Source organism: Microbacterium sp. LWO13-1.2 (assembly GCF_038397725.1).
Taxonomy (GTDB): Bacteria; Actinomycetota; Actinomycetes; order Actinomycetales; family Microbacteriaceae; genus Microbacterium.
The window spans coordinates 3,154,398-3,175,417 of record NZ_CP151634.1; the positions used below are offsets into that span (position 1 = coordinate 3,154,398).

Genomic DNA, 21,020 nt, shown 5'->3' on the forward strand with positions numbered 1-21,020 from the left:
GCGCCCGTGCGTGCCTAAGCAGCCGAACCGGTGCCTCTCACGGCGGTGAGACCCGTCGACACAGGGCCGCGGGCCAGCACGTGACCTCGTCGGAAGGCCAGCCGCGTCCATCGGCCGGACTGCGTCACCTGCACCTGCTCATCGCCGGAGATGAACCCGAAGGCATCCGCCGCGAACGCGACCCCTCGCGGAAGTCCCGCGAGGTCTTCGTCCGGTTCGCCCCAGATCGCCGCCCGCAACGCGCGGACCGCTTCCTCGCCGGATCCCGGCGTCGCTCCGCGTGCGACGGCGGAGATGCCCCACTGCGCGCGCTGGGCGATGACGGATGCCGGAAGCGTCGTCGACGCTGCCCAACCGCTGCGCGGCGGCGCGATACCGGCCCAAGCCGGTGAGAGACCAGTCTCCGGGAGTTCCAGCGCTTGTGCGAGGTCGGATTCGGAGAGCGAGTCCACGACGATGTCGCACTCGAGTTCGGGATCGACGTGAACGATGCGCATCGCGAGGACCGTCGGGGTCTGATCGAAGAGTCCGTGCGGGGCGAGGGCCGCTGCGGTCAGGGCCAGCACGCCGTGCGCCGCCTGCAGCCGAACCCCCTCGTCCGAGATCCGCTTGGCCCGTCCGACGAAGGTGAGTACGTCGCGGGACGTCTCCTGATCAGCGAGAACGAGATGGTGGGGCACGCCCTCTAAACTACCAACGGAGACAGCGCCTGCGGTCGCGGAGAGGAATACATGAGCCCGGACACGCACGCGAGGAAGACCGTCGATCGCCTGCTGGACGTGCTTGATCTGGACTTCACCCAGGCCCGCACCACTGAAGACATCTTCACCGGCACGTCGCACCCGATGCCGACCGGTCGCATCTACGGCGGCCAGGTGCTCGCACAGAGCCTCATCGCCGCGGAGCGCACGCTTCCCGAGAACCGAACCGTGCACTCGATGCACGGTTACTTCCTGCGACCGGGCGATTCCTCGCAGGGCATCACCATTGCGGTCGACCGGATTCACGACGGTCGTTCGTTCTCGACACGGCGCTCGCAGGCCTATCAGAACGGCGTTCCGATCTTCTCGATGATCGCTTCTTTCCAGGACGACGATCCCGGTATCGAGCACGCGGTGCCGATGCCGGAGGGCGTGCCGTCTCCGGACTCCCTCTCCCCCGATGAGGATCGTGACGCCGGCCTCCCGGAAGCGGTGGTCTGGATGCTTCGGGAGCGGGCAGCCGACATCCGGCACGTCGATTCGCCTCTCTACCTTCCGAGCGACGACGAACGTGTGCCGCACCAGGGGGTCTGGATGCGGATGCGGGCGGCTCTTCCCGACGATCCGGCACTTCACCGGGCGGCCCTGGCGTACTTGAGCGACATGACCATTCAGGAGTCGATCCTGCGCGCGCATGGCGTCTACTGGTCGCTGCCCGGCCTCAAGGTGGCGAGTCTCGACCACGCCATGTGGTGGCACCGTCCGGCGCGCGTCGACGAATGGCTGCTCTACGTGCAGGAATCTCCGAACGCCAAAGGCGGGCGCGGTCTCGCGACGGGGCGGATCTACACCGAAGACGGCGCACTTGTCGCGAGTGTCGCCCAGGAGATCATGGTGCGGGTACCCGAGGCCCCCTGACCTGTTCCGCGGTCAGCGTCGGTTGTACGCGATCGACGGCCCGAGGAACGGCTCCCAGGCGTCTCGCATCTCCTCGCTCAGGCGCGTCGGCCGACCGGTTCCGGCGTCCACGAGCACGATGACCGCCGTGGAGCGCGCATAGACGATTCGTTCAGCGAAGGACGGATCGTTATGCACCTCGTAGCAGACCTCGATACTGGACCCGCCGAGCTTGCCGAACCACATCTGCACTTCGAGCGGATGCCGCTGGTAGGGCACCGGTGCCAGATACTCGATCTCCTGGCGCGCGATCAGAGTCAGGATGCCTTCGTCGATGCCGGAGTCCAGCACTGCCGTCGACGGTGCTTCCTCGCCGGGACCGGCCCGCCAGAACGCACGTACGCGTGCCTCCTCGAGCAACTTGAGCATCGAGGTGTTGTTGACGTGGTTGAACGCGTCGAGATCGCCCCAGCGCAGGTGGATGGGGATGTGCAGCCTGACCGCTTCCGGCGAGGCTGCACTTGGCTGCGGGTCAGTCACGGGTCAGCTTGCGGTGGGTCGAGCGGTGCGGCTTGGCCGCATCCGCTCCGAGACGCTCGACCTTGTTCTGCTCGTACGCGTCGAAGTTCCCCTCGAACCAGTACCACTGGTCGGGGTTCTCGTCGGTGCCCTCGTAGGCGAGGATGTGGGTGGCGATGCGGTCGAGGAACCACCGGTCGTGGGTGATGACCACTGCACAGCCGGGGAACTCGAGCAGCGCGTTCTCCAACGAGCTCAGCGTCTCGACGTCGAGGTCGTTCGTCGGCTCATCGAGCAGCAGCAGGTTGCCGCCCTCCTTGAGCGTGAGGGCGAGGTTCAGACGGTTGCGCTCACCACCGGAGAGGACACCGGCCTTCTTCTGCTGGTCCGGTCCCTTGAAACCGAACTTCGAGACATAAGCGCGCGACGGGATCTCGGTCTTGCCGACCGTGATGTAGTCCAGCCCGTCGGACACGACCTCCCACAGCGTCTTGTTGGGGTCGATGTTCGAGCGCGACTGGTCGACGTAGCTGATCTTGACGGTCTCGCCGATCTTGAGGTCACCGCCATCGAGCGGTTCCAGGCCGACGATCGTCTTGAAGAGCGTGGTCTTTCCGACGCCGTTCGGACCGATGACGCCGACGATGCCGTTCGGCGGCAGGCTGAAGCTGAGGCCGTCGATGAGCGAGCGGCCGTCGAAGCCCTTCTTCAGCTTCTTCGCCTCGATGACGATGCCGCCCAGTCGCGGACCGGCGGGAATCTGGATCTCGTCGAAGTCGAGCTTCCTCGTCCGCTCGGCCTCGGTTGCCATCTCCTCGTAGCGCGCGAGGCGCGCCTTGGACTTGGTCTGGCGGCCCTTCGCGCTGGAGCGCACCCACTCCAGCTCTTCCTTGAGGCGCTTCGCGAGCTTGGCGTCCTTCTTGCCCTGGACCTCGAGGCGTTCGCCCTTCTTCTCCAGGTAGGTCGAGTAGTTGCCCTCGTAGCCGATGAGGCGGCCGCGGTCGACCTCAGCGATCCATTCGGCCACGTGGTCGAGGAAGTACCGGTCGTGGGTGATCGCGATCACAGCGCCCTTGTAGGCCTGCAGGTGCTGCTCGAGCCAGAGCACGCTCTCCGCGTCGAGGTGGTTGGTGGGCTCGTCGAGGAGTAGGAGGTCAGGCTTCTGCAGCAGCAGCTTGGCAAGGGCGACGCGGCGCTTCTCACCACCGGAGAGCGGCGCGATGGCGGCATCTCCTGGCGGAGTGCGCAGGGCATCCATGGCCTGGTCGAGCTGCGAATCGAGATCCCAGCCGTCTGCGGCGTCGATCTCTTCCTGGAGCGTGCCCATCTCGGCGAGGAGCGCATCGAAATCGGCGTCGGGGTCGGCCATCAGCGCGGAGATCTCGTTGAAGCGGTCGAGCTTCGCCTTGATCGCGATGCCCTCCTGGATGTTCTCGAGCACCGTCTTGGACTCATCGAGTTCGGGCTCCTGCATCAGGATGCCGACGGTGAATCCCGGTGAGAGCTTCGCCTCGCCGTTGGAGGGGGTGTCGAGGCCCGCCATGATCTTCAGGATCGTCGACTTACCGGCGCCGTTCGGGCCGACCATGCCGATCTTCGCGCCGGGGAGGAACGCCATCGTCACGTCATCGAGGATGAGCTTCTCGCCCACCGCCTTGCGGGCACGGACCATGGAGTAGATGTACTCTGCCACCGAAAACGCTCCTTCTATGTCGTCGAAGATCGACACTCCAGCTTACCGGCCTCTGCTGCACACCCTCGTCGGTGCACAGCCGGCTCCCCCGCGAGAACCCGGCAGCGACAAGCCGGATCTCACCAGTCAATCGGTCGCGTTGCCCCGACGAGACAGCGCCCTTCGGCGAGTTGAGCCATGACCGCGGTGACGGGCTCGCCGGTCGACGGCCCCACCTGTCCGACCAGGCAATGCGCATCACCCCAGCGCACCGAGAACTGCAGGCTCTCCGCGGCGTTGCCGACGGTCGTCTGGTCCGGCGTGACCTGCATGAACGAGCGGTCGAACCCAGCTGCCGCAAGCGCGTCGATATACGCGCGTCCGGACGCGCGTTCGCCGGATCCCCAGACCTGCTGCGTGATCGACGTGAAGATCGGCAGGTTGGCCTCCGCCGTACCCGCCGGGTCGTACACCGGTGGCTCCTGCGGCGGAGTCCCTGTCGCGCTGTCGGTGGGATCAGGGCTGCTCGACGGATTCGGTGTCGTCGTGCACGCGGTGAGCAGTATCGCCAGCGCCGCTGCGATCACCGCTCCCCGGATCGTTCGCGAAGCAGGAGCGTTCGGTCGTCGGAGCACGATTCGAGTCTACGGGTCGTGCTCCGACGGCCGATCGTCACGATCGTCGGTGCGGTCCTTCTCCGGGCCGCAGAGCCAGGGGTGCTCGCAGTCTCTCAGAAGGGTGTCGTATCGGCATCCGCCAGTTCCGGCGCCGCGTCCGGAGCCGTCCACACGGCAGCGCTGAGCGCCATCGCCTCGTCCGGATCGACGTCGGTCGCGGCTTCTTCCGGTCCGTCCGCCGCGTCGACGCCGATCGGCTCCCTGTTTTCGACAGGCGTGGAACGCGCGGCGCGAGCATACGCGGCGGTCCCCCAGCGCAGGTCGTGGCCGATGGTGTCGGCGTCGATATCGACGCTTGTTCCGTGCTTGCCGTTGGCCTCCCAGTTGCGGATCTTCAGGCGTCCGGTCACGATCACGCTGTCCCCGGAGCGCAGCGACGCCTTCGCGTGCTCCGCCAGCTGACGGAAGGCCGCGATCGAGTACCAGTTCGTGCTGGTCTCGACCCATTGCTGAGTCGCGTTGTCGAACCGTCGCTGGGAACTCGCGACGCGGAAGTTCGTCACGGGGATGCCACTGGGCGTGCGCCCCAGCACCGGATCGGTGGCGACGTTGCCCACGATCGTCAAAGTGTCAGTCATTTTCCTTCTCCTCTGCGTCCCGGGTCGGTCGCCCGGATCGCTCCAGGATGCTCCTGACCGGAGAGTTCGGAACCGGCCAGGACCGGGATCTGTGCACTCTTCATCACCGCGACGGAATCGTGCAGAAGGAGTCGCCCGGGCGCATCGGAGCACGCGCAGCGCGAATGTCGGTGGTCGCTCATATGTTCGAACCAGAAAGGAGATTCCGATGTCCGACAACCTGATCACGTCCCTGCCCGAGGTCCCGTATGCGACGCCCCGGCTCGCCTCCGCCCGAGAGAAGCTCGTCCGGGCCGCCGACCATCTGTGGCGAGTGCAAGATGGGGCCGGTCGCGTTCTCGGTCACCTGCGCATCGTCGCCGACCCGCTCGGCCTTCGCTATCGAGCAGAACGGCTGCATCTCGCCACCGGCACGTTTCGCATCGTCGGCGAGTTCTGGCGACCCGACGATGCGGTCGCGGCGCTGCGCAACGCATGAGCTGTGAACGCAGTCGGCTGTGGGTGCCCCCGGCAGGATTCGAACCTGCGACCAAGAGATTAGAAGGCTCCTGCTCTATCCCCTGAGCTACGGAGGCGGCACAAATACCGTACCGCGCTCCGAAGGCCGATGTCTGCGCCGTCGATAGGATGGCCTCATGGTATCTGCGTCCGAAAATGATCGACTCGTCTGGATCGACTGCGAGATGACGGGCCTCGATCTTCAGGTCGATGAGCTCGTCGAGATCGCGGTGGTCATCACCGATTTCGAGCTCGAGCCGATCGATCCGGGGTTCCAGATCGTGATCAAACCGAGCGACGCGGCGCTTGAGAACATGAACGACTTCGTGACGAAGATGCATGAATCGTCCGGCCTGATCGAGGAGATTCCGCTCGGCGTCTCCCTCGCCGATGCCGAGGCGCAGACCCTCGCCTATATCAAGCGATTCGTTCCGTTGGAGCGCAAAGCTCCGCTCGCCGGCAACACGATCGGCACCGACCGGATGTTCCTCGCGAAGTACATGCCGCAGATCGACAATTGGCTGCACTACCGCAACGTCGACGTCTCCAGCATCAAGGAACTCTCCCGACGCTGGTATCCGCGCGTGTTCTTCCAGGCCCCGACGAAAGACGGCGGCCACCGCGCCCTCGCCGACATCCTCGAGTCGATCAGAGAGCTGCGCTACTACCGCGAAGCCGTCTTCGTCGCCGAACCCGGACCCTCCAGCGATCAGGCTCGCGACATCGCATCGCGCACCGTGTCGGAGTTCGCCCCGAACGTGTAATAGAATCGTCTGGTTGCCTTCTCCGGAAGGCACATGGTGGCTATAGCTCAGTTGGTAGAGCACCGCGTTGTGGTCGCGGGGGTCGCGGGTTCGAGCCCCGTTAGCCACCCCAATCACAGAAGAGGCCCGAACCGTGCGGTTCGGGCCTCTTCTGCGTTCGGCAGGCGCGCGCGAGGCAAGGTCAGACTCTGGCACGACCCTAGACTGTCGAAGTGTCGTTGACGGTCTGGCTCTCCCTGCTCACCGCCTGTGTGGTCATCAGCTTCACTCCCGGCGCCGGTGCGATCAACACGATGTCGAATGCCCTCAACCAGGGCTGGCGTCGCTCGATCTGGGGTGTCATCGGACAGCAACTCGCACTCGTCGTGCACGTCGTGATCGTCGCCGCCGGCGTCGGCCTCATCGTCTCCAGCTCCGAGATCCTGTTCAATGCGATCCGCTACGCGGGTGCCGCCTATCTGGTGTACCTCGGCATCCGGCTCATCCTCGCCCGCCCGGTCGTCCCCGACGACGACGAGGCTGCGGTGCTCGTCACCCGGGAAGGCCGCTGGTCGATGATCCGACGCGGATTCTGGGTGAATCTCCTCAATCCCAAGGCGATCGTGTTCTTCCTCGCCTTCATCCCGCAGTTCGTCCGACTGGATGAACCGCCTCTCCCCCAGTACCTCGCGCTGATCAGCACCGTGATCATCGTCGACGTGATCGTGATGTGGGGTTTCTTCGCCACGGCTGCCCGACCATTCCGCCGCCTCACACGATCCCCCCGGGGTCAGCGAACGCTCAACAGCGTGTTCGGCGCCCTGTTCATCGCCGTCGCCGCATTGCTCGTCTTCATGCACTGACGACTTCGGAGCGCGTGTCTCCCCATAGGCTGGGCTGCGATGGACATGGACGCTGCAGCCTTCGAAGAACTCGTCATCGACGAGCTCGACCGCCTGCCCGACGACATGGTGGACGGGCTCGAGAATGTCGTATTCGTCGTCGAGGATCGGCCAGAGGACGGCAGCCTCGACCTTCTCGGTCTCTACGACGGCCTGGCTCTCACCGAACGCACCCAGTACGGGATGGGCGAACTTCCCGACCGCATCATCGTGTACCGGGAGTCTCACCTGGCGGCGTGCGACGACGAAGATCATCTCCGCGACGAAGTGCACACCACACTGGTGCACGAGATCGCGCATTTCTACGGCATCGACGACGATCAGCTGCATGAATTGGGATGGGCATGAGCCTGCCGCTGATCACGCCGGATCTGGCCGAAACCACCGATCTCTTCGCCGCGCCGATGGAGCCCTGGCAGGTCGTCGTGTGGAACGACCCCGTGAATCTGATGAGCTATGTCGTCCGCGTGTTCCGGACGTACTTCGGATACTCCGCTGATCGGGCGACCGCGCTCATGCTGGCGGTGCACAATGACGGGCACGCCATCGTCGCGACCGGCCCGCGAGAGACCATGGAGGTGCACGCCCAGGCGATGCACGACTACGGCCTGTGGGCGACTGTTCGAAAGGCCCCGCTGTGACGGACCGATCCGTGCACCTGTCCATCGCCCGGCTCGAGGGGGTCCAGCTCTCCCGACTCGTCGTTGACTTCGGCGAACTCGTCGGCGTCGCCCGCGACACGAGCGATCCGGCTATCGGCCGCCTGACCCCGAACGCCTATCCGGAAGATGCCGAGGCATCACTCGCCTTCGCCGATAGCACCCGAGACGACATCCTCGATCGCAGGGCCGCAGATGCGGCGACAGTCCGGTCGGCGCTCGACGGATTCGACGTCGCCGTGGAAGCGCTCACCGAGGAACAGGCGCTCGCTCATCGAGAAGTCATCATCCCCGATGCCGATATCGACGCCTGGCTGCGCACGCTCACCGCGCTCCGCCTCGTGATCGCGTCCCGCCTCGAGATCACGGACGATGATCAGTACGATCCGGAGGACCCGCGATACGACGTCTACGCCTGGCTCGGGTATCGGCTGGAAGGCCTGATCCAGGCAGCGGACGACCGCGACTGAGGTCGCGAGCCCGAGGTCAGGGGATCTCGACGACCCGCGTCGCGAGCGCCCTCGGCGCATCGCGCTCGACATGGCGACGTTCCTGGGCTGCCCACCGATCCCAATGCGGTCGGTAGGTTTCACCGTCTCGCCGAAGTGCCCGCGACTTGCGTGAATGATCGGGAGCCTCCACCCATACCCGAACGTCAGCGAGTCTCGCGGTCGTGGGCGTGAGGGAACCGCTGCCCTCGATGATGACGCCCAGCGCAGGGTCGACGGCATGGCTCTCGGCTTCCGTTCCCTGCTCCCAGTCCCACCGTCGCCAGGTGCCGAGGAGACCTCGACCGTGCGGACGAAGAATCCACTCCTCCGCCCGCTCGACTCCGGCATCGAGACCATCCCATCCCGGATAGATCGAGTCCAGCGCGATCAGCTGAACGCGGCCTGCCACCGGCCACCGGCCGAGCAACCGTTGCGCCAGCGAAGTCTTGCCTGCGCCACTGCATCCGTCGATCAGCACGACGGGGTTGGCTGCAGCCAACGTCCTCACGTCGTCCGCGATCAGCGCCGCCGCGTGCTCGAGGGCCGCGGCGACCGGGTCGTCACTTCTTGAGTGCACGGATGATGCGGGTGATGGCCCGTCCTGCCACCCAGACGAAGGGGATCGCGACGGCCAGCAACGAAACGAAGTTGGGCTCGAAGCGCAGACCCTCTTCACGACGGACGTAGACACCGAGCGGGATTGCGATTCCGCCGCCTCCGCCACCCTCTCCCTCTGCCGCGCCTTCGGCACCGCCCGACCCACCGCCGAAGCCCGTGCATGTCAGTGCGACAGGCGTGAATTCCGCTCCGTCGACGGTCTGGGTGTTCCCGTAGGCGCTGTTCACGCCGAACGAGCCGGCGTTCTTCCCGAGTTCAAGTGCGATGTTGGGCATGAACCCACGCTAACCCACGACCGCGCTGCGCGGAACGTCAATCCAATCCGTGGGCTTTCGGATGCCGAGCTGCACCGCGGCCTTCACCACGGCCGACGTGCCGAGCCCTCGTGATCGTGGAATTGCCGAAACGCGCGACGGCGTCATCGACGGCACCCTCGACGCGCCGCCAGTCCGCGTCGTCATCCCAGAGACCCAACCGCCCACCACCGGCCGGGCGGAGATTCTCGGCCCGCACACCGACGAGACGGACCGGATCGCGGCGTTCGATCTGCTCGAAGAGCGCCTGGGCGGCCTCGCCGATCCGCTGACCCACGGCGGTGGGCTCTGGGAGGGTCTGAGACCTGCTCAGTGTGCGGAAGTCGTCGAAACGGATCTTGATCGCCACCGTTCCCGTCTCCCAGCCCGCGCGTCGCAGCCGCGCCGCGACGCGATCGGCAAGCCGCAGCAGCTCGGCGCGGAGGAACACCCGGTCGATGATGTCCTGATCGAAGGTCTCCTCGTGCCCGACGCTCTTCTCCACGCGCTCCGTCTCGATGAGTCGCGCGTCTTCGCCACGCGCCAACTGGGTCAGACGCGCACTCAGTGCTGCGCCCACCGCGCGATCGAGCATCTCCTGAGGCGCCTCACGGATGTCGCCGATGGTACGGATGCCGCGTCCCTCCAGCGCCTCCGCCGCCTTAGGACCCACGCCCCACATCGCCCGCACCGGGCGGGGCGCCAGGAACTCCAGGGTGTCGGCGGCAGAAACCACCAGCATGCCGTCCGGCTTGGCGATCGTGGACGCCATCTTCGCCACATGCTTCGTCGCCGCGACCCCGACGCTGCAGGTGATCCCCACCTCTGCCTGCACGCGCTCCCGGATGAGCTGGGCGATACGTGCGGGGCTCCCCCACAGTCTGCGCACCCCCTGCACGTCGAGGAACGCCTCGTCCACGGACAAGGGCTCGACGAGCGGCGTGAACGATTCGAAAATCGCCATCACCTGACGGGAGACCTCCTGATACCGGTGGAAATGCGGCAGGACGATGCGGGCCGACGGACACAACCGCAGAGCCTGAGACACCGGCATCGCCGCGTGCACACCGTAGCGCCGAGCCTCGTAGGAGGCGCTGGAAACGACGGAGCGTCCATCCGGAGCGCCGATGATCAGCGGCAGGCCCCGCAGGGATGGATCATCGAGCACCTCGACGGCTGCGTAGAACGCGTCCATGTCGACATGGAGGATGCGGGTGCCGCTGTCATCGGCACCGTCGGAAGAGACGATGCGCCCTCTGCCGTCACCGTGTCCCATACGCCCATTCTCTCCCGGACCTCGGACACGAGGTCAGGGAGAGAAAACTCCTGCGCGGCGTGTTCGCGACTCTGCCTACGCCTCGGTCTCGCTGGCGCGAGCGAGAACGAGTTCGCGCACGCGAGCGGCGTCCGCTTGGCCCTTCATCGCCTTCATGACCGCGCCGATGACAGCGCCGGCCGCCTGCACCTTGCCGTCCCGGATCTTCGCCATGACATCCGGCTGGCTGGCCAGCGCCTCGTCGATCGCAGCGATCAGCGCGCCATCGTCGGAGACGACCGCGAGACCGCGCGCGTCGACGACCTCCTGCGGCGTCCCTTCGCCGGCGATGACACCCTCGAGAACCTGGCGGGCGAGCTTGTCGGTCAGGGTGCCTGCCTCGACGAGCTTCTGAAGAGCAGCGACATCAGCAGGACCGACCAACTCGGCGGCATCCCGCTCCTGGGCATTCGCCAGGCGCGAGATCTCGCCGGTCCACCACTTACGGGCAGCTGCCGGAGTCGCGCCCGAGGCGATCGTCGCCTCGACGACGTCGAGCAGGCCTCCGTTGCGGACGTCCTGGAACTCGAGATCCGTGAAGCCCCACTCGGTCATCAGACGACGCCGACGGGCGACGGGCTGCTCCGGCAGTTGCGCGCGCAGCTCCTCGATCAGTTCGGCAGCCGGCTGCACGGGCAGCAGGTCGGGCTCCGGGAAATAGCGATAGTCGTCGGCATCCGACTTCGGACGCCCCGGCGACGTCGCACCGGTGTCCTCGTGCCAGTGCCGCGTCTCCTGCGTGATCGTCCCCCCGTCGGCGAGGATCTGCGCCTGGCGCTGGATCTCATACCTGACGGCACGTTCGACCGAGCGCATCGAGTTGACGTTCTTCGTCTCGGTGCGGGTGCCGAGCGGGGCCGGCTGCTCGCCTTCCGCGGCGCGCGGACGCAGTGACACGTTCGCGTCGCAGCGCAGGTTGCCACGCTCGAGACGGGCCTCCGAGATGCCGAGGCTTCGGACGATGTCACGGATCGTCGCGACGTACGCCTTCGCGACCTCTGGAGCGCGGTGCTCCGTGCCGAAGATCGTCTTCGTGACGATCTCGACGAGCGGCACGCCGGCACGGTTGTAGTCGACGAGCGAGTATTCGGCGCCCTGGATCCGGCCGGTCGCTCCACCCATGTGGGTGAGCTTGCCGGCGTCCTCCTCCATGTGCGCGCGCTCGATCGGGATCTGCACGATCGTGCCGTCCTCGAGCTCCACCTCGACCGACCCCTCGAATGCGATGGGCTCGTCGTACTGCGAGATCTGGTAGTTCTTGCCCAGGTCGGGGTAGAAGTAGTTCTTCCGCGCGAAGCGGCTCGATTCGGCGATCGAGCAGCCGAGGGCGAGACCGAGGCTGATCGACGAGCGGATCGCCGTCTCATTCACGACTGGCAGCGAGCCGGGAAGGCCGAGGTCGACCGGCGCGATGAGCGTGTTCGGCTCGGCCGCGTGGTAGAGCTCGTTGGCCGGGTTCGGCGCATCCGAGAACATCTTCGTGTTCGTGTTGAGTTCGACGTGCACCTCGAAGCCGAGTACCGGCTCGAACAGCTCGAGCGCCTTGTCGAAGTCCATGAGCTTGGCGGCAGCCATCAGCGGGTTCCTCCCATGAGCTGGGGTGCACGATCCAGGAGCGGCCCGCCCCAGGAGTCGAGCAGTACTGCTTCGAGCGCGGCGCCGACCTTGTACAGGCGGGCGTCCTCGCGTGCCGGAGCGATGAACTGGATACCGACGGGCAGACCGTCCTCAGAGGCGAGGCCCGAAGGAATCGAGATGCCGGGAACACCGGCGAGGTTCACCGGAATCGTCGTGATGTCGTTCAGGTACATCTTCAGCGGGTCGTCGATCTGCTCACCGATCTTGAACGCCGTGGTCGGTGCCGAGGGCGTCGCGATGACGTCAACATCGGCGAACGCGTTCGCGAAGTCCTGCTGGATGAGCGTCCGCACCTTCTGCGCGCTGCCGTAGTAGGCGTCGTAATAGCCGGCCGACAGCGCATAAGTGCCGAGGATGATGCGGCGCTTGACCTCGTCGCCGAATCCGGCGTCGCGGGTTGCCGACATGACGTCTTCGACCGTGGGGTTGCCGTCGGGCGTGACGCGCAGCCCGAATCGAACGGAATCGAACTTCGCCAGGTTGCTGGAGGCCTCCGCCGGGAGGATCAGGTAGTACGCGGCAACGCCGAATTCGAAGTGCGGGGCTCCGATCTCGACGATCTCGGCTCCTTGCGCCTCCATCAGCGCGAGGGATGCGCGGAAGGATGCCGCAACACCGGGCTGGAACCCGCTGTCCGGCAGCTCGCGGATGACGCCGACCTTGAGGCCCTTGAGCACGTCGCCGCGAGCGCCCTCGCGGGCGGCCTCCGCGAATGACGGCCAGACGTCGCGCAGCGAGGTCGAGTCCTTGGGGTCGTGTCCGCCGATCGCATCGTGCAGGAGTCCGGCGTCGAGCACCGTGCGGGTCACGGGTCCGACCTGGTCGAGGCTGGATGCGAGTGCGATGGCGCCGTAGCGGCTGACACCGCCGTAGGTGGGCTTCACGCCCACGGTTCCGGTCACGTGCGCCGGCTGACGGATCGATCCGCCGGTGTCCGAACCGAGCGCGAGCGGTGCCTCGAACGCGGCGACTGCCGCTGCGGAACCGCCGCCGGAACCGCCGGGAATCCGGTCGAGATCCCAGGGGTTGCGTGTGGGGCCGTACGCCGAGTGCTCGGTGGACGAGCCCATCGCGAATTCGTCCATGTTCGTCTTGCCGAGCGGAATGAGTCCGGCGGCACGGGAACGCGCGACGACGGTGGCGTCGTACGGCGAGCGATAGCCCTCGAGGATCCGGGAGCCACTGGTCGTCGGCTGATCCGTCGTGACCAGGACGTCCTTGATCGCGAGCGGGACACCGGCGATGGGGCCGAGCTTCTCGCCGGCTGCGCGCTGTGCGTCGACGGCGGCTGCAGCGTCGAGCGCGTGTGCGTTGATGTGCAGGAACGCATGGACGTCGCCATCTACCGCGGCGATGCGGTCGAGGTGCGCCTGCGTCGCCTCGACACTGGAGATCTCACGCGAGGCGAGCTTGTCGGCGAGCTCGGCTGCGGTCAGGCGGATGATGTCGCTCACTGCTCTTCTCCCAGGATCGCGGTGACGCGGAAGCGGCCGTCGGCCTGATCCGGTGCGTTCTGGAGCACCTGCTCGTGCGTGAGCGGCTGCCCGACGACATCGGGACGGAAGACGTTGCTCAGCGGGATCGGGTGGCTCGTCGCGACGATGTCGGCGGTCGCGACCTCGGACACCTTCGCGATGTTGTCGACGATGGCGTCGAGCTGGCCGGTGAGCAGCGTCACCTCGTCGTCGTTGAGCTGGATGCGCGCGAGCACGCCGAGATGGCGCACAAGATCAGGGGTGATTTCAGACACGCCTCTAGTCTAGGCGTCGCTTCTCGCCGCCCCTCGCGCCCGGCTTATGCTGGGCGGGTGACGACGTTCCAGCCTCCGCGCCCCTGGATCCGAAGCTACGCCGCCGGCGTTCCGGAAGATCTCTCCCCCGTCGACGGCTCTCTCGTCGACATCGTCTCGGCATCCGCACGGGACTATCCGGATGCCCCTGCCCTCCAGTTCTTCGGCAGGGAGACGACCTACGCCGAGCTGCAGGACGCGATCGATCGAGCGGCATCCGGACTGCGCGATCTCGGCGTGCGCGCCGGAGACCCGGTGGCCATCGTGTTGCCGAATTGCCCGCAGCACATCGTCGCGTTCTACGCCGTGCTGCGACTCGGCGCCGTGGTCGTCGAACACAACCCGTTGTACACCCCGCGCGAGCTGCGCAAGCAGTTCGAGGACCACGGAGCCAAGCACGCGATCGTGTGGAACAAGATCGTCTCCACGCTGCAGGAGTTCCCTGCCGACCTCGTCGTGTCGAACCTAATCTCGGTCGACGTCACCCGGGCGATGCCGTTCCTCACGCGCGTCGCGCTGCGTCTGCCGGTCGCCAAGGCGCGCGAATCTCGCGCTGCCCTGACCGAGAAGGTGCGCGGCACCGTGACCTGGGATGCGCTGGTGGCATCCGCCCCGATCCCGTCATCGCACCCGCAGCCGGGGACGGACGATCTCGCGATCATCCAGTACACCTCTGGTACCACCGGCACTCCGAAGGGCGCCTCCCTCACCCATCGCAATCTGCTCTCCAACGCCGCGCAGGCGCAGGCTTGGGTGCCGTCGATCCAACGAGGCAAGGGCTGCGTCGTCTACGCGGTACTGCCGATGTTCCACGCCTACGGGCTCACCCTGTGTCTCACCTTCGCGATGTCGATGGGTGCCCGCCTGGTGCTCTTCCCGAAGTTCGCCCCGGATCTTGTCCTCGACGTCATGAAGAAGCATCCGGCGACCTTCCTGCCCCTGGTGCCGCCGATCGCCGACCGCCTTCTGGCTACGGCGAAGGCCAAGGGCGTTTCGCTCGACGGAATCGAGGTGGCGATTTCCGGCGCGATGGCGCTTCCGCACGAACTCGTGGTCCCCTTCGAGGCTGCGACGCACGGCTACCTCGTCGAGGGCTACGGGCTCAGCGAGTGCTCGCCGGTACTGATGGCCAATCCGGTGGCGGAGAACCGCGTTCCGGGCACCGTCGGACTCCCGCTCCCCGGCACCGAGTGCCGCGTCGTCGATCCGGGCAACCCGACCGTCGACGTCCCGACCGGATCGGCAGGCGAGCTGATCGTTCGCGGTCCGCAGGTGTTCTCCGGGTACTACGGCAAGCCGGAGGAGACGGAGGCGGTCTTCGTCGATGGCTGGTTCCGCACCGGCGACATCGTCACGGTGGACGAGGGCGGCTTCATCCGCGTCGTCGACCGGATCAAGGAGCTCATCATCACCGGAGGCTTCAACGTCGCTCCCACCGAGGTGGAGAACGCACTGCGTCAGCATCCGCACGTGCTCGACGCAGCCGTCGTCGGATTGCCCAGTGAGCACTCCGGCGAGGAGGTCGTCGCGGCGATCGTCCTCGACAGCACCTCGGACGTCGACGTGGAGGCGATCCGCGAGTTCGCTCGCGGCATCCTCACCCCTTACAAGGTGCCGCGGCGCGTGTTCGTCGTCGATGAGCTTCCGAAGTCGCTGATCGGAAAGGTGCTGCGGCGGCAGGTGAAGGAGAAACTCGTCGCCCTCACCACCGGCTCCTGAGCCGTCTTCACAGGTGCGAACCTCGCGAAAGCGCTACCTTTGGTTAGTGACTCCTGAAGACGCTGTGAACGCTGATGCCCCCGAAACCCCTGAAACTCCCGGATTCGAGGAACTCGGCCTGACCGGCCCCGTCCTCAGAGCGGTCCACGACCTCGGCTATGAGACGCCGTCCCCCATCCAGGCCGCGACGATTCCGACACTGCTCGCCGGTCGCGATGTGGTCGGTATGGCGCAGACCGGAACCGGCAAGACGGCGGCGTTCGCACTGCCCGTGCTGGAAAACCTCGATATCTCTCAGAAGACCCCGCAGGCGCTGGTGCTGGCCCCCACGCGCGAGCTCGCGCTGCAGGTGTGCGAGGCGTTCGAGTCGTACGCCGCGAAGATGAAGGGCGTGCACGTGCTGCCCGTCTACGGCGGACAGGGCTACGGCGTGCAGCTTTCGGCGCTTCGGCGCGGCGTGCACGTGATCGTCGGCACCCCCGGTCGCATCATGGATCACCTCGCCAAGGGCACCCTGGACCTCTCGGAACTGAAGTACCTGGTGCTCGACGAGGCCGACGAGATGCTGAAGATGGGCTTCGCAGAAGACGTCGAGCAGATCCTGGCGCAGACGCCCAAGGAGAAGCAGGTCGCCCTGTTCTCGGCGACCATGCCGCCGCAGATCCGCCGTCTGGCGCAGCAGTACCTGCGTGATCCCGAAGAGATCAGCATCAAGTCGAAGACGGCGACCGGCACGAACATCACGCAGCGCTACCTCGTGGTGTCGTACGCGCAGAAGGTCGACGCGCTCACCCGCATCCTCGAGGTAGAGAACTTCGAGGGGATGATCGTGTTCGTTCGCACCAAGAACGAGACCGAGACGCTCGCCGAGAAGCTGCGCGCCCGTGGCTATTCCGCCGCCGCCATCAACGGCGACGTGGCGCAGGTGCAGCGCGAGCGCACGGTGAACCAGCTGAAGGATGGCAAGCTCGACATCCTCGTCGCCACCGATGTCGCCGCCCGTGGCCTCGACGTGGAGCGCATCAGCCACGTCGTGAACTTCGACATCCCCACCGACACCGAATCGTACGTGCACCGCATCGGCCGTACCGGCCGCGCCGGCCGCAAGGGCGATGCGATCAGCTTCATCACACCGCGCGAGCGCTACCTGCTCAAGAGCATCGAGAAGGCGACGCGTCAGCAGCCGACCCAGATGCAGCTCCCGAGCACGGAGGACGTCAACACGACCCGCCTCGCGCGCTTCGACGACGCGATCACGGCCGCACTTTCGGAGACCGCTCGGATCGACGGGTTCCGCGACATCGTCGCGCACTACGTGCGCAACCACGACGTTCCTGAGGGCGACGTCGCCGCTGCCCTCGCCGTGGTCGCCCAGGGCGCGACGCCGCTGCTGCTGGACCCGGCGCACGACCCGCTGTCGAAGGCCGTGGCCGCTGACAACCGTCCTGCACGCGACTCCGCCGGTGGCACGCGTGCTCCGCGCACCGACCGCGAACCGCGCACCGACCGTCGTGGACGCGGCGACTACACGCCGTACCGCATCGAGGTCGGCCGTCGTCACCGCGTCGAGCCCCGCCAGATCGTCGGCGCGCTGGCGAACGAGGGCGGCCTCGGCCGCGACGACTTCGGCGTGATCAACATCCGTCCCGACTTCTCGACCGTCGAGCTTCCCGCGAACATGGATCCGTCGGTGCTCGAGAAGCTGCGCGACACCCGCATCTCCGGCCGCCTGATCGAGATCAAGGCCGACCGTGGTGCTCCCGGACGCCGATCGCGCGATGACGACGACCGTGGCCCGCGTACCGGTGACCGCGAAGAGCGGCCGTTCCGCAAGCCCCGCCACAAGGGCTGAGCCGCAACACCAGTAGTCCCGACTTCCCGCACGAGAGAACCGCGTCTGACGCCGGTACTCGTGCGGGAAGTCGTTCGTTATGCCGCCGGCAGGCGCACGACGTCAGAGAAACGCGCGGATGATCTCGGCGGCCAGAGCAGAGACCTCTACAGGGCTACTGCTGTCGACCCGACGCACCGGAAACCCGGTGAGCGGCTGAGCGACCGCCGCGGCGGCCTCCCATTCGGCGATGCGTGCATGATCATCGTGCACAGCGTGACGCGGCCGCGTCAGGTAGCGTTCACGCATCGTCGCGCGTGGAGCCTCGCACCACAGTTCGATGCCCGCGGGAGAACCGACGGACACCCAGCCGCGGCGGAACCATTCCTCATCGCGTCCCGTCAGCCACACCGACTCGACCATCACGGTGCCCTCGAGCATCCCCGTCAAGCGCCACAGCGCATCCGCTGCCAGCGCGCCGAGCTTCGTCGTCGGCAGGCGCGCCGTCACCGCGTCGCCCAGTGCCTCTTTGATGACGTCCTTGGACACCAGGGGGATGCCGAGTTCAGCGGCCAGCGGACCCGCGAGCGTGGTCTTTCCTGCGCCGGCCATCCCGTTGACGACGATGAGCCGGTCAACCATCCAGCGAGCGTTCCTCTTGGGTCGCGAGCCTGGCGGCCACGTCGATCAAGGCCTCGGGTCGTGCGAGGAGTGAGCGCTGCTCGGGGTTCTCGATCAGGTACTGGATCAGCCTCTGTGCGCCGGTGACCGTCGGCGCCCAATAGCCGCCGACATGATGCCGACTCAACGGAGACCTCGTGGATTCGCCGTGCGCTCTCACCTCGACGGCGCCGTCCTCCGGGTCGATACCGAGGTCCGTCAACGTCAGCGCGGTCAATGCGCCGAGCAGGATCGTACCGACCAATCCAGGCAATCGGAATCGGGTCGTCGGCACATCGAGGGCTATCGCCTGGAGCCCCTCCCACGCGACGATGCCGCGGTTCTCGACACCCTCGCGCAGGATCACCGCATCCGGTGTCAGTCGCAGGTGATGCCGGCCAGGATCACCGATCGCAAGCGCCTCGGGTACGGCGATCAGCGGTCCGTACCGCTTCAAGAGGCGTCGCTCACGGGGCCAAGCGCGTCAGGTCCCTCGGTGACCAGGACGTGGAACTGTGCGGCATCCAGGATGCGGATGCCGAGCTCTTCAGCCTTCGCGAGCTTGGAGCCGGCACCGGGACCCGCAGCGACGAAGTCGGTCTTCTTCGAGACGCTGGATGCCGCCTTGCCACCCGCCTGGATGATCGCCTCCTGCGCGCCATCTCGCGAATAACCATCGAGAGAGCCGGTCGCGACGACAGTGAGCCCGTCGAGCACACCGCCCTCGATCACCGCGGCGCCGGGGCCCGCGTGACCGGGCGTCGCCCATTGCACGCCGGCCTCGGTCCACCGTGCGACGATCTCGCGGTGCCAGTCGACGGTGAACCATTCCGTGAGCGAATCGGCGATGATGCCGCCGACGCCCTCGACGCCCGCGAGTTCCTCCCGCGAGGCGGCACGAATGGCATCCAGCGATCCGAACCACTGCGCCAGCGCTCGGGCGGCGACCGGGCCCACATGGCGGATGTTGAGCGAGACCAGAAGACGCCAGAGCTCCTTCGTCTTCGCCTTCTCCAGCTCGGCGAGGAGGGTCAGCGCCTGCGACGACGGCTGCGGGCCTTCCAGCCCGGACTTCCGCTCCGCGGCCGTGGGGTTGCGGCGGAACGGAGCACGCGTCTTGACGAGACCGTCGTCATCTTCCTTCGGCAGCCCGGTCTCGGCGTCACGCACGAAGAGCTCGATGGGCACGATCTCGTCGAGGGTGAGCGCGAAGAGTCCCGCTTCGGTCTGCAGCGGAGGGATCTCGGGTGATGTGGGCTGCGTCAGCGCCGCAGCGGTGACCTCGCCCAGCGCCTCGATGTCGAGCGCACCGCGCGATCCGATGTGCTCCACTCGCCCTCGCACCTGCGCAGGGCATGAACGGGCGTTCGGGCAGCGCAGATCGATATCGCCCTCTTTCATCGGCCGCAGTGGCGTGCCGCACTCCGGACAGCCGATCGGCATCACGAACTCCCGCTCGGTGCCGTCCCGCTTCTCGACGACGGGTCCGAGAACCTCGGGGATCACATCCCCCGCCTTGCGCAGCACGACGGTGTCGCCGATGAGGACGCCCTTCGCTTTGACGACGTCCTTGTTGTGCAGCGTCGCCTGGCGCACGACGGAGCCCGCCACGTGTGCCGGAGCCATGACGGCGAACGGTGTCGCTCGTCCTGTGCGCCCCACGGAGACGACGATGTCGAGGAGCTTCGTCTGCACCTCCTCCGGCGGGTACTTGTAGGCGATCGCCCATCGCGGCGCGCGACTGGTCATGCCCAGCTCGTCGTGCAGTGCCAACTCGTCGACCTTGACCACGATGCCGTCGAGTTCATGCTCGATGTCGTGCCGGTGCGCACCGAAATGCTCGACGAACCCCACCACCTCGTCGATGCCGTGGCAGACCTTCGTATGCGGACTCGTCGGCAGACCCCACGCGGAGAGCAGGTCGTACACCTCGCTCTGCGTGGCGACGGGAGGATTCTGCCATGCGCCGATGCCGTGCACATACATCGCCAGCGATTCGACGCGCAGCAGCGCCGCCTCCAGCTCGAGGCCGTTCTTCTTCTCGATCTGCTGCCGCAATCCACCGCTGGCCGCGTTGCGCGGATTCGCGAAGGAAGGGAATCGACGCGCGGCAGCGGTGCGAGCCTTGTCCTCGTCGAAGGGCTTCTTCGCACCGCCGCGCGCGGTCCAGCGCTCAAGAGCATCGGCATAGGCGAGGTCGCGGAAACGCGCCTGTGCGGCGTTCAGCCGCTCGAAGGCGGCGACCGGGATGAACACCTCGCCGCGCACCTCTACGATCGACGGATGCCCGGTGCCGACCAGACGCTGCGGGATCTCCGGCAGCCGAAGGGCGTTCTCGGTGACGATCTCGCCGACACGTCCGTCTCCGCGTGTCGCCGCCGAGGTCAGTACGCCGTTCTCATATCGGAGATTGATCGCGAGCCCGTCGATCTTCAGTTCGGTGAGCCACGCCACTTCACGACCGGCGGACGATTGCGCCTTCGCCGCCCATTCCCGGAGCTCTTCGATCGAGAAGACGTTGTCGAGGCTGAGCATCCGCTCGGCGTGCTCGATGGTGGCGAGTCCGGTGGATTCGGCTGCCCCCACCATCTGCGTCGGCGAATCCTGCCCGGCGAGTTCCGGATGCAGCCGCTCCAGTTCTTCGAGCCGTCGCATCCACCCGTCGTAGGTGGCGTCATCGACGAGCGAGGTGTCCCGCCCGTAGTACGCGTCCTTCGCCTCGAGGATGCGCGTGGTCAGATCGTCGGCCTCGCTGCGGGCGGCTTCCAGTGAGATGTTCTCCGGCACCTCGCCAGTCTACGAGGGGGGTGCGACACGCGC

Annotated in this window: 23 protein-coding genes and 2 tRNA genes; 10 read left to right on the forward strand and 15 right to left on the reverse strand. The window is 66.7% G+C overall.

Translation table 11 applies throughout. The features are described from left to right. Window positions 1-14 precede the first annotated feature (14 nt). Window positions 15-680 carry a hypothetical protein gene (locus MRBLWO13_RS15060; RefSeq protein WP_341974910.1) on the reverse strand — a complete coding sequence of 222 codons (666 nt, stop codon included), beginning with the start codon at window positions 678-680 and terminating at the stop codon, window positions 15-17. A 51-nt stretch (window positions 681-731) separates the two neighbouring features. Here MRBLWO13_RS15060 and MRBLWO13_RS15065 point away from each other — a divergent pair, with 51 nt between their 5' ends. Beyond that, complete coding sequence (locus tag MRBLWO13_RS15065; RefSeq protein WP_341974911.1) at window positions 732-1,619, forward strand: acyl-CoA thioesterase II; 888 nt, start codon at window positions 732-734, stop codon at window positions 1,617-1,619. 12 nt (window positions 1,620-1,631) lie between these two features. Here MRBLWO13_RS15065 and MRBLWO13_RS15070 read toward each other — a convergent pair whose 3' ends face one another. The 4 genes from MRBLWO13_RS15070 to ssb form a co-directional block, all read right to left on the reverse strand. Beyond that, the gene (locus tag MRBLWO13_RS15070; RefSeq protein ID WP_341974912.1) at window positions 1,632-2,138 is read right to left on the reverse strand and encodes a thioesterase family protein; all 507 of its coding nucleotides are present in this window, start codon (window positions 2,136-2,138) and stop codon (window positions 1,632-1,634) included. Then, window positions 2,131-3,810: an energy-dependent translational throttle protein EttA gene (ettA, locus tag MRBLWO13_RS15075; protein ID WP_341974913.1), complete on the reverse strand. Its 1,680-nt coding sequence runs from the start codon at window positions 3,808-3,810 to the stop codon at window positions 2,131-2,133. Before ettA ends, MRBLWO13_RS15070 begins: the two co-directional genes overlap by 8 nt. 119 nt (window positions 3,811-3,929) lie before the next feature. Further along, a complete protein-coding gene (locus tag MRBLWO13_RS15080; RefSeq protein WP_341974914.1) occupies window positions 3,930-4,424 on the reverse strand; it encodes a hypothetical protein in 495 nt (164 codons plus the stop codon). Window positions 4,425-4,519: 95 nt separating this feature from the next. Then, window positions 4,520-5,044: a single-stranded DNA-binding protein gene (gene ssb / locus MRBLWO13_RS15085; RefSeq protein WP_341974915.1), complete on the reverse strand. Its 525-nt coding sequence runs from the start codon at window positions 5,042-5,044 to the stop codon at window positions 4,520-4,522. A gap of 208 nt (window positions 5,045-5,252) precedes the next feature. Between ssb and MRBLWO13_RS15090 the strand changes: the two genes are divergently transcribed. Further along, a complete protein-coding gene (locus tag MRBLWO13_RS15090; RefSeq protein ID WP_341974916.1) occupies window positions 5,253-5,522 on the forward strand; it encodes a hypothetical protein in 270 nt (89 codons plus the stop codon). 24 nt (window positions 5,523-5,546) lie between these two features. Here MRBLWO13_RS15090 and MRBLWO13_RS15095 read toward each other — a convergent pair. Beyond that, a tRNA-Arg gene (locus tag MRBLWO13_RS15095) sits at window positions 5,547-5,619 on the reverse strand. 60 nt (window positions 5,620-5,679) lie between these two features. Here MRBLWO13_RS15095 and orn point away from each other — a divergent pair. The 6 genes from orn (at window position 5,680) to MRBLWO13_RS15125 (ending at window position 8,316) form a co-directional block, all read left to right on the forward strand. Continuing rightward, a complete protein-coding gene (gene orn / locus MRBLWO13_RS15100; RefSeq protein WP_341974917.1) occupies window positions 5,680-6,306 on the forward strand; it encodes an oligoribonuclease in 627 nt (208 codons plus the stop codon). Between the two features lie 36 nt (window positions 6,307-6,342). Continuing rightward, a tRNA-His gene (locus tag MRBLWO13_RS15105) sits at window positions 6,343-6,418 on the forward strand. A gap of 100 nt (window positions 6,419-6,518) precedes the next feature. Continuing rightward, window positions 6,519-7,148, forward strand: a complete 630-nt coding sequence (locus tag MRBLWO13_RS15110) for a LysE family transporter (protein ID WP_341974918.1) — start codon at window positions 6,519-6,521, stop codon at window positions 7,146-7,148. A 39-nt stretch (window positions 7,149-7,187) separates the two neighbouring features. Then, the gene (locus MRBLWO13_RS15115; RefSeq protein ID WP_341974919.1) at window positions 7,188-7,535 is read left to right on the forward strand and encodes a metallopeptidase family protein; all 348 of its coding nucleotides are present in this window, start codon (window positions 7,188-7,190) and stop codon (window positions 7,533-7,535) included. Then, window positions 7,526-7,828: an ATP-dependent Clp protease adapter ClpS gene (gene clpS / locus MRBLWO13_RS15120; protein ID WP_341974920.1), complete on the forward strand. Its 303-nt coding sequence runs from the start codon at window positions 7,526-7,528 to the stop codon at window positions 7,826-7,828. The genes MRBLWO13_RS15115 and clpS overlap by 10 nt, the downstream gene beginning before the upstream one ends. After that, window positions 7,825-8,316: a DUF2017 family protein gene (locus tag MRBLWO13_RS15125; RefSeq protein WP_341974921.1), complete on the forward strand. Its 492-nt coding sequence runs from the start codon at window positions 7,825-7,827 to the stop codon at window positions 8,314-8,316. The genes clpS and MRBLWO13_RS15125 overlap by 4 nt, the downstream gene beginning before the upstream one ends. A 16-nt stretch (window positions 8,317-8,332) precedes the next feature. Here MRBLWO13_RS15125 and MRBLWO13_RS15130 read toward each other — a convergent pair whose 3' ends face one another. The 6 genes from MRBLWO13_RS15130 to gatC all read right to left on the reverse strand — a co-directional run bounded on the left by MRBLWO13_RS15130 (window position 8,333) and on the right by gatC (window position 13,951). Further along, window positions 8,333-8,914, reverse strand: coding sequence for a hypothetical protein (locus MRBLWO13_RS15130; protein ID WP_341974922.1), 582 nt, complete (start codon window positions 8,912-8,914; stop codon window positions 8,333-8,335). After that, window positions 8,898-9,230, reverse strand: coding sequence for a hypothetical protein (locus MRBLWO13_RS15135; protein WP_341974923.1), 333 nt, complete (start codon window positions 9,228-9,230; stop codon window positions 8,898-8,900). The genes MRBLWO13_RS15130 and MRBLWO13_RS15135 overlap by 17 nt, the downstream gene beginning before the upstream one ends. 37 nt (window positions 9,231-9,267) lie before the next feature. Beyond that, window positions 9,268-10,524, reverse strand: coding sequence for a DNA polymerase IV (gene dinB, locus MRBLWO13_RS15140; protein WP_341974924.1), 1,257 nt, complete (start codon window positions 10,522-10,524; stop codon window positions 9,268-9,270). Window positions 10,525-10,599: 75 nt separating this feature from the next. Beyond that, entirely contained in the window at window positions 10,600-12,138 is a 1,539-nt protein-coding gene (gene gatB / locus MRBLWO13_RS15145) for an Asp-tRNA(Asn)/Glu-tRNA(Gln) amidotransferase subunit GatB (protein WP_341974925.1), read from the reverse strand. Then, a complete protein-coding gene (gatA, locus tag MRBLWO13_RS15150) occupies window positions 12,138-13,655 on the reverse strand; it encodes an Asp-tRNA(Asn)/Glu-tRNA(Gln) amidotransferase subunit GatA (protein ID WP_341974926.1) in 1,518 nt (505 codons plus the stop codon). The genes gatB and gatA overlap by 1 nt, the downstream gene beginning before the upstream one ends. After that, window positions 13,652-13,951 (reverse strand): Asp-tRNA(Asn)/Glu-tRNA(Gln) amidotransferase subunit GatC, encoded by a 300-nt coding sequence (gatC, locus tag MRBLWO13_RS15155; protein ID WP_341974927.1) that lies wholly within the window; start codon window positions 13,949-13,951, stop codon window positions 13,652-13,654. Before gatC ends, gatA begins: the two co-directional genes overlap by 4 nt. A 57-nt stretch (window positions 13,952-14,008) precedes the next feature. Between gatC and MRBLWO13_RS15160 the strand changes: the two genes are divergently transcribed. Further along, complete coding sequence (locus tag MRBLWO13_RS15160; protein ID WP_341974928.1) at window positions 14,009-15,709, forward strand: long-chain-fatty-acid--CoA ligase; 1,701 nt, start codon at window positions 14,009-14,011, stop codon at window positions 15,707-15,709. 64 nt (window positions 15,710-15,773) lie between these two features. Further along, window positions 15,774-17,561: a DEAD/DEAH box helicase gene (locus MRBLWO13_RS15165; RefSeq protein ID WP_341978438.1), complete on the forward strand. Its 1,788-nt coding sequence runs from the start codon at window positions 15,774-15,776 to the stop codon at window positions 17,559-17,561. Window positions 17,562-17,663: 102 nt separating this feature from the next. Here MRBLWO13_RS15165 and MRBLWO13_RS15170 read toward each other — a convergent pair whose 3' ends face one another. The 3 genes from MRBLWO13_RS15170 to ligA are packed head-to-tail and all read right to left on the reverse strand — an operon-like array spanning window position 17,664 to window position 20,987. Then, window positions 17,664-18,182 (reverse strand): AAA family ATPase, encoded by a 519-nt coding sequence (locus tag MRBLWO13_RS15170; RefSeq protein ID WP_341974929.1) that lies wholly within the window; start codon window positions 18,180-18,182, stop codon window positions 17,664-17,666. Further along, complete coding sequence (locus MRBLWO13_RS15175) at window positions 18,175-18,657, reverse strand: hypothetical protein (protein ID WP_341974930.1); 483 nt, start codon at window positions 18,655-18,657, stop codon at window positions 18,175-18,177. Before MRBLWO13_RS15175 ends, MRBLWO13_RS15170 begins: the two co-directional genes overlap by 8 nt. Next, complete coding sequence (gene ligA / locus MRBLWO13_RS15180) at window positions 18,654-20,987, reverse strand: NAD-dependent DNA ligase LigA (protein ID WP_341974931.1); 2,334 nt, start codon at window positions 20,985-20,987, stop codon at window positions 18,654-18,656. Before ligA ends, MRBLWO13_RS15175 begins: the two co-directional genes overlap by 4 nt. Window positions 20,988-21,020: the final 33 nt, after the last annotated feature.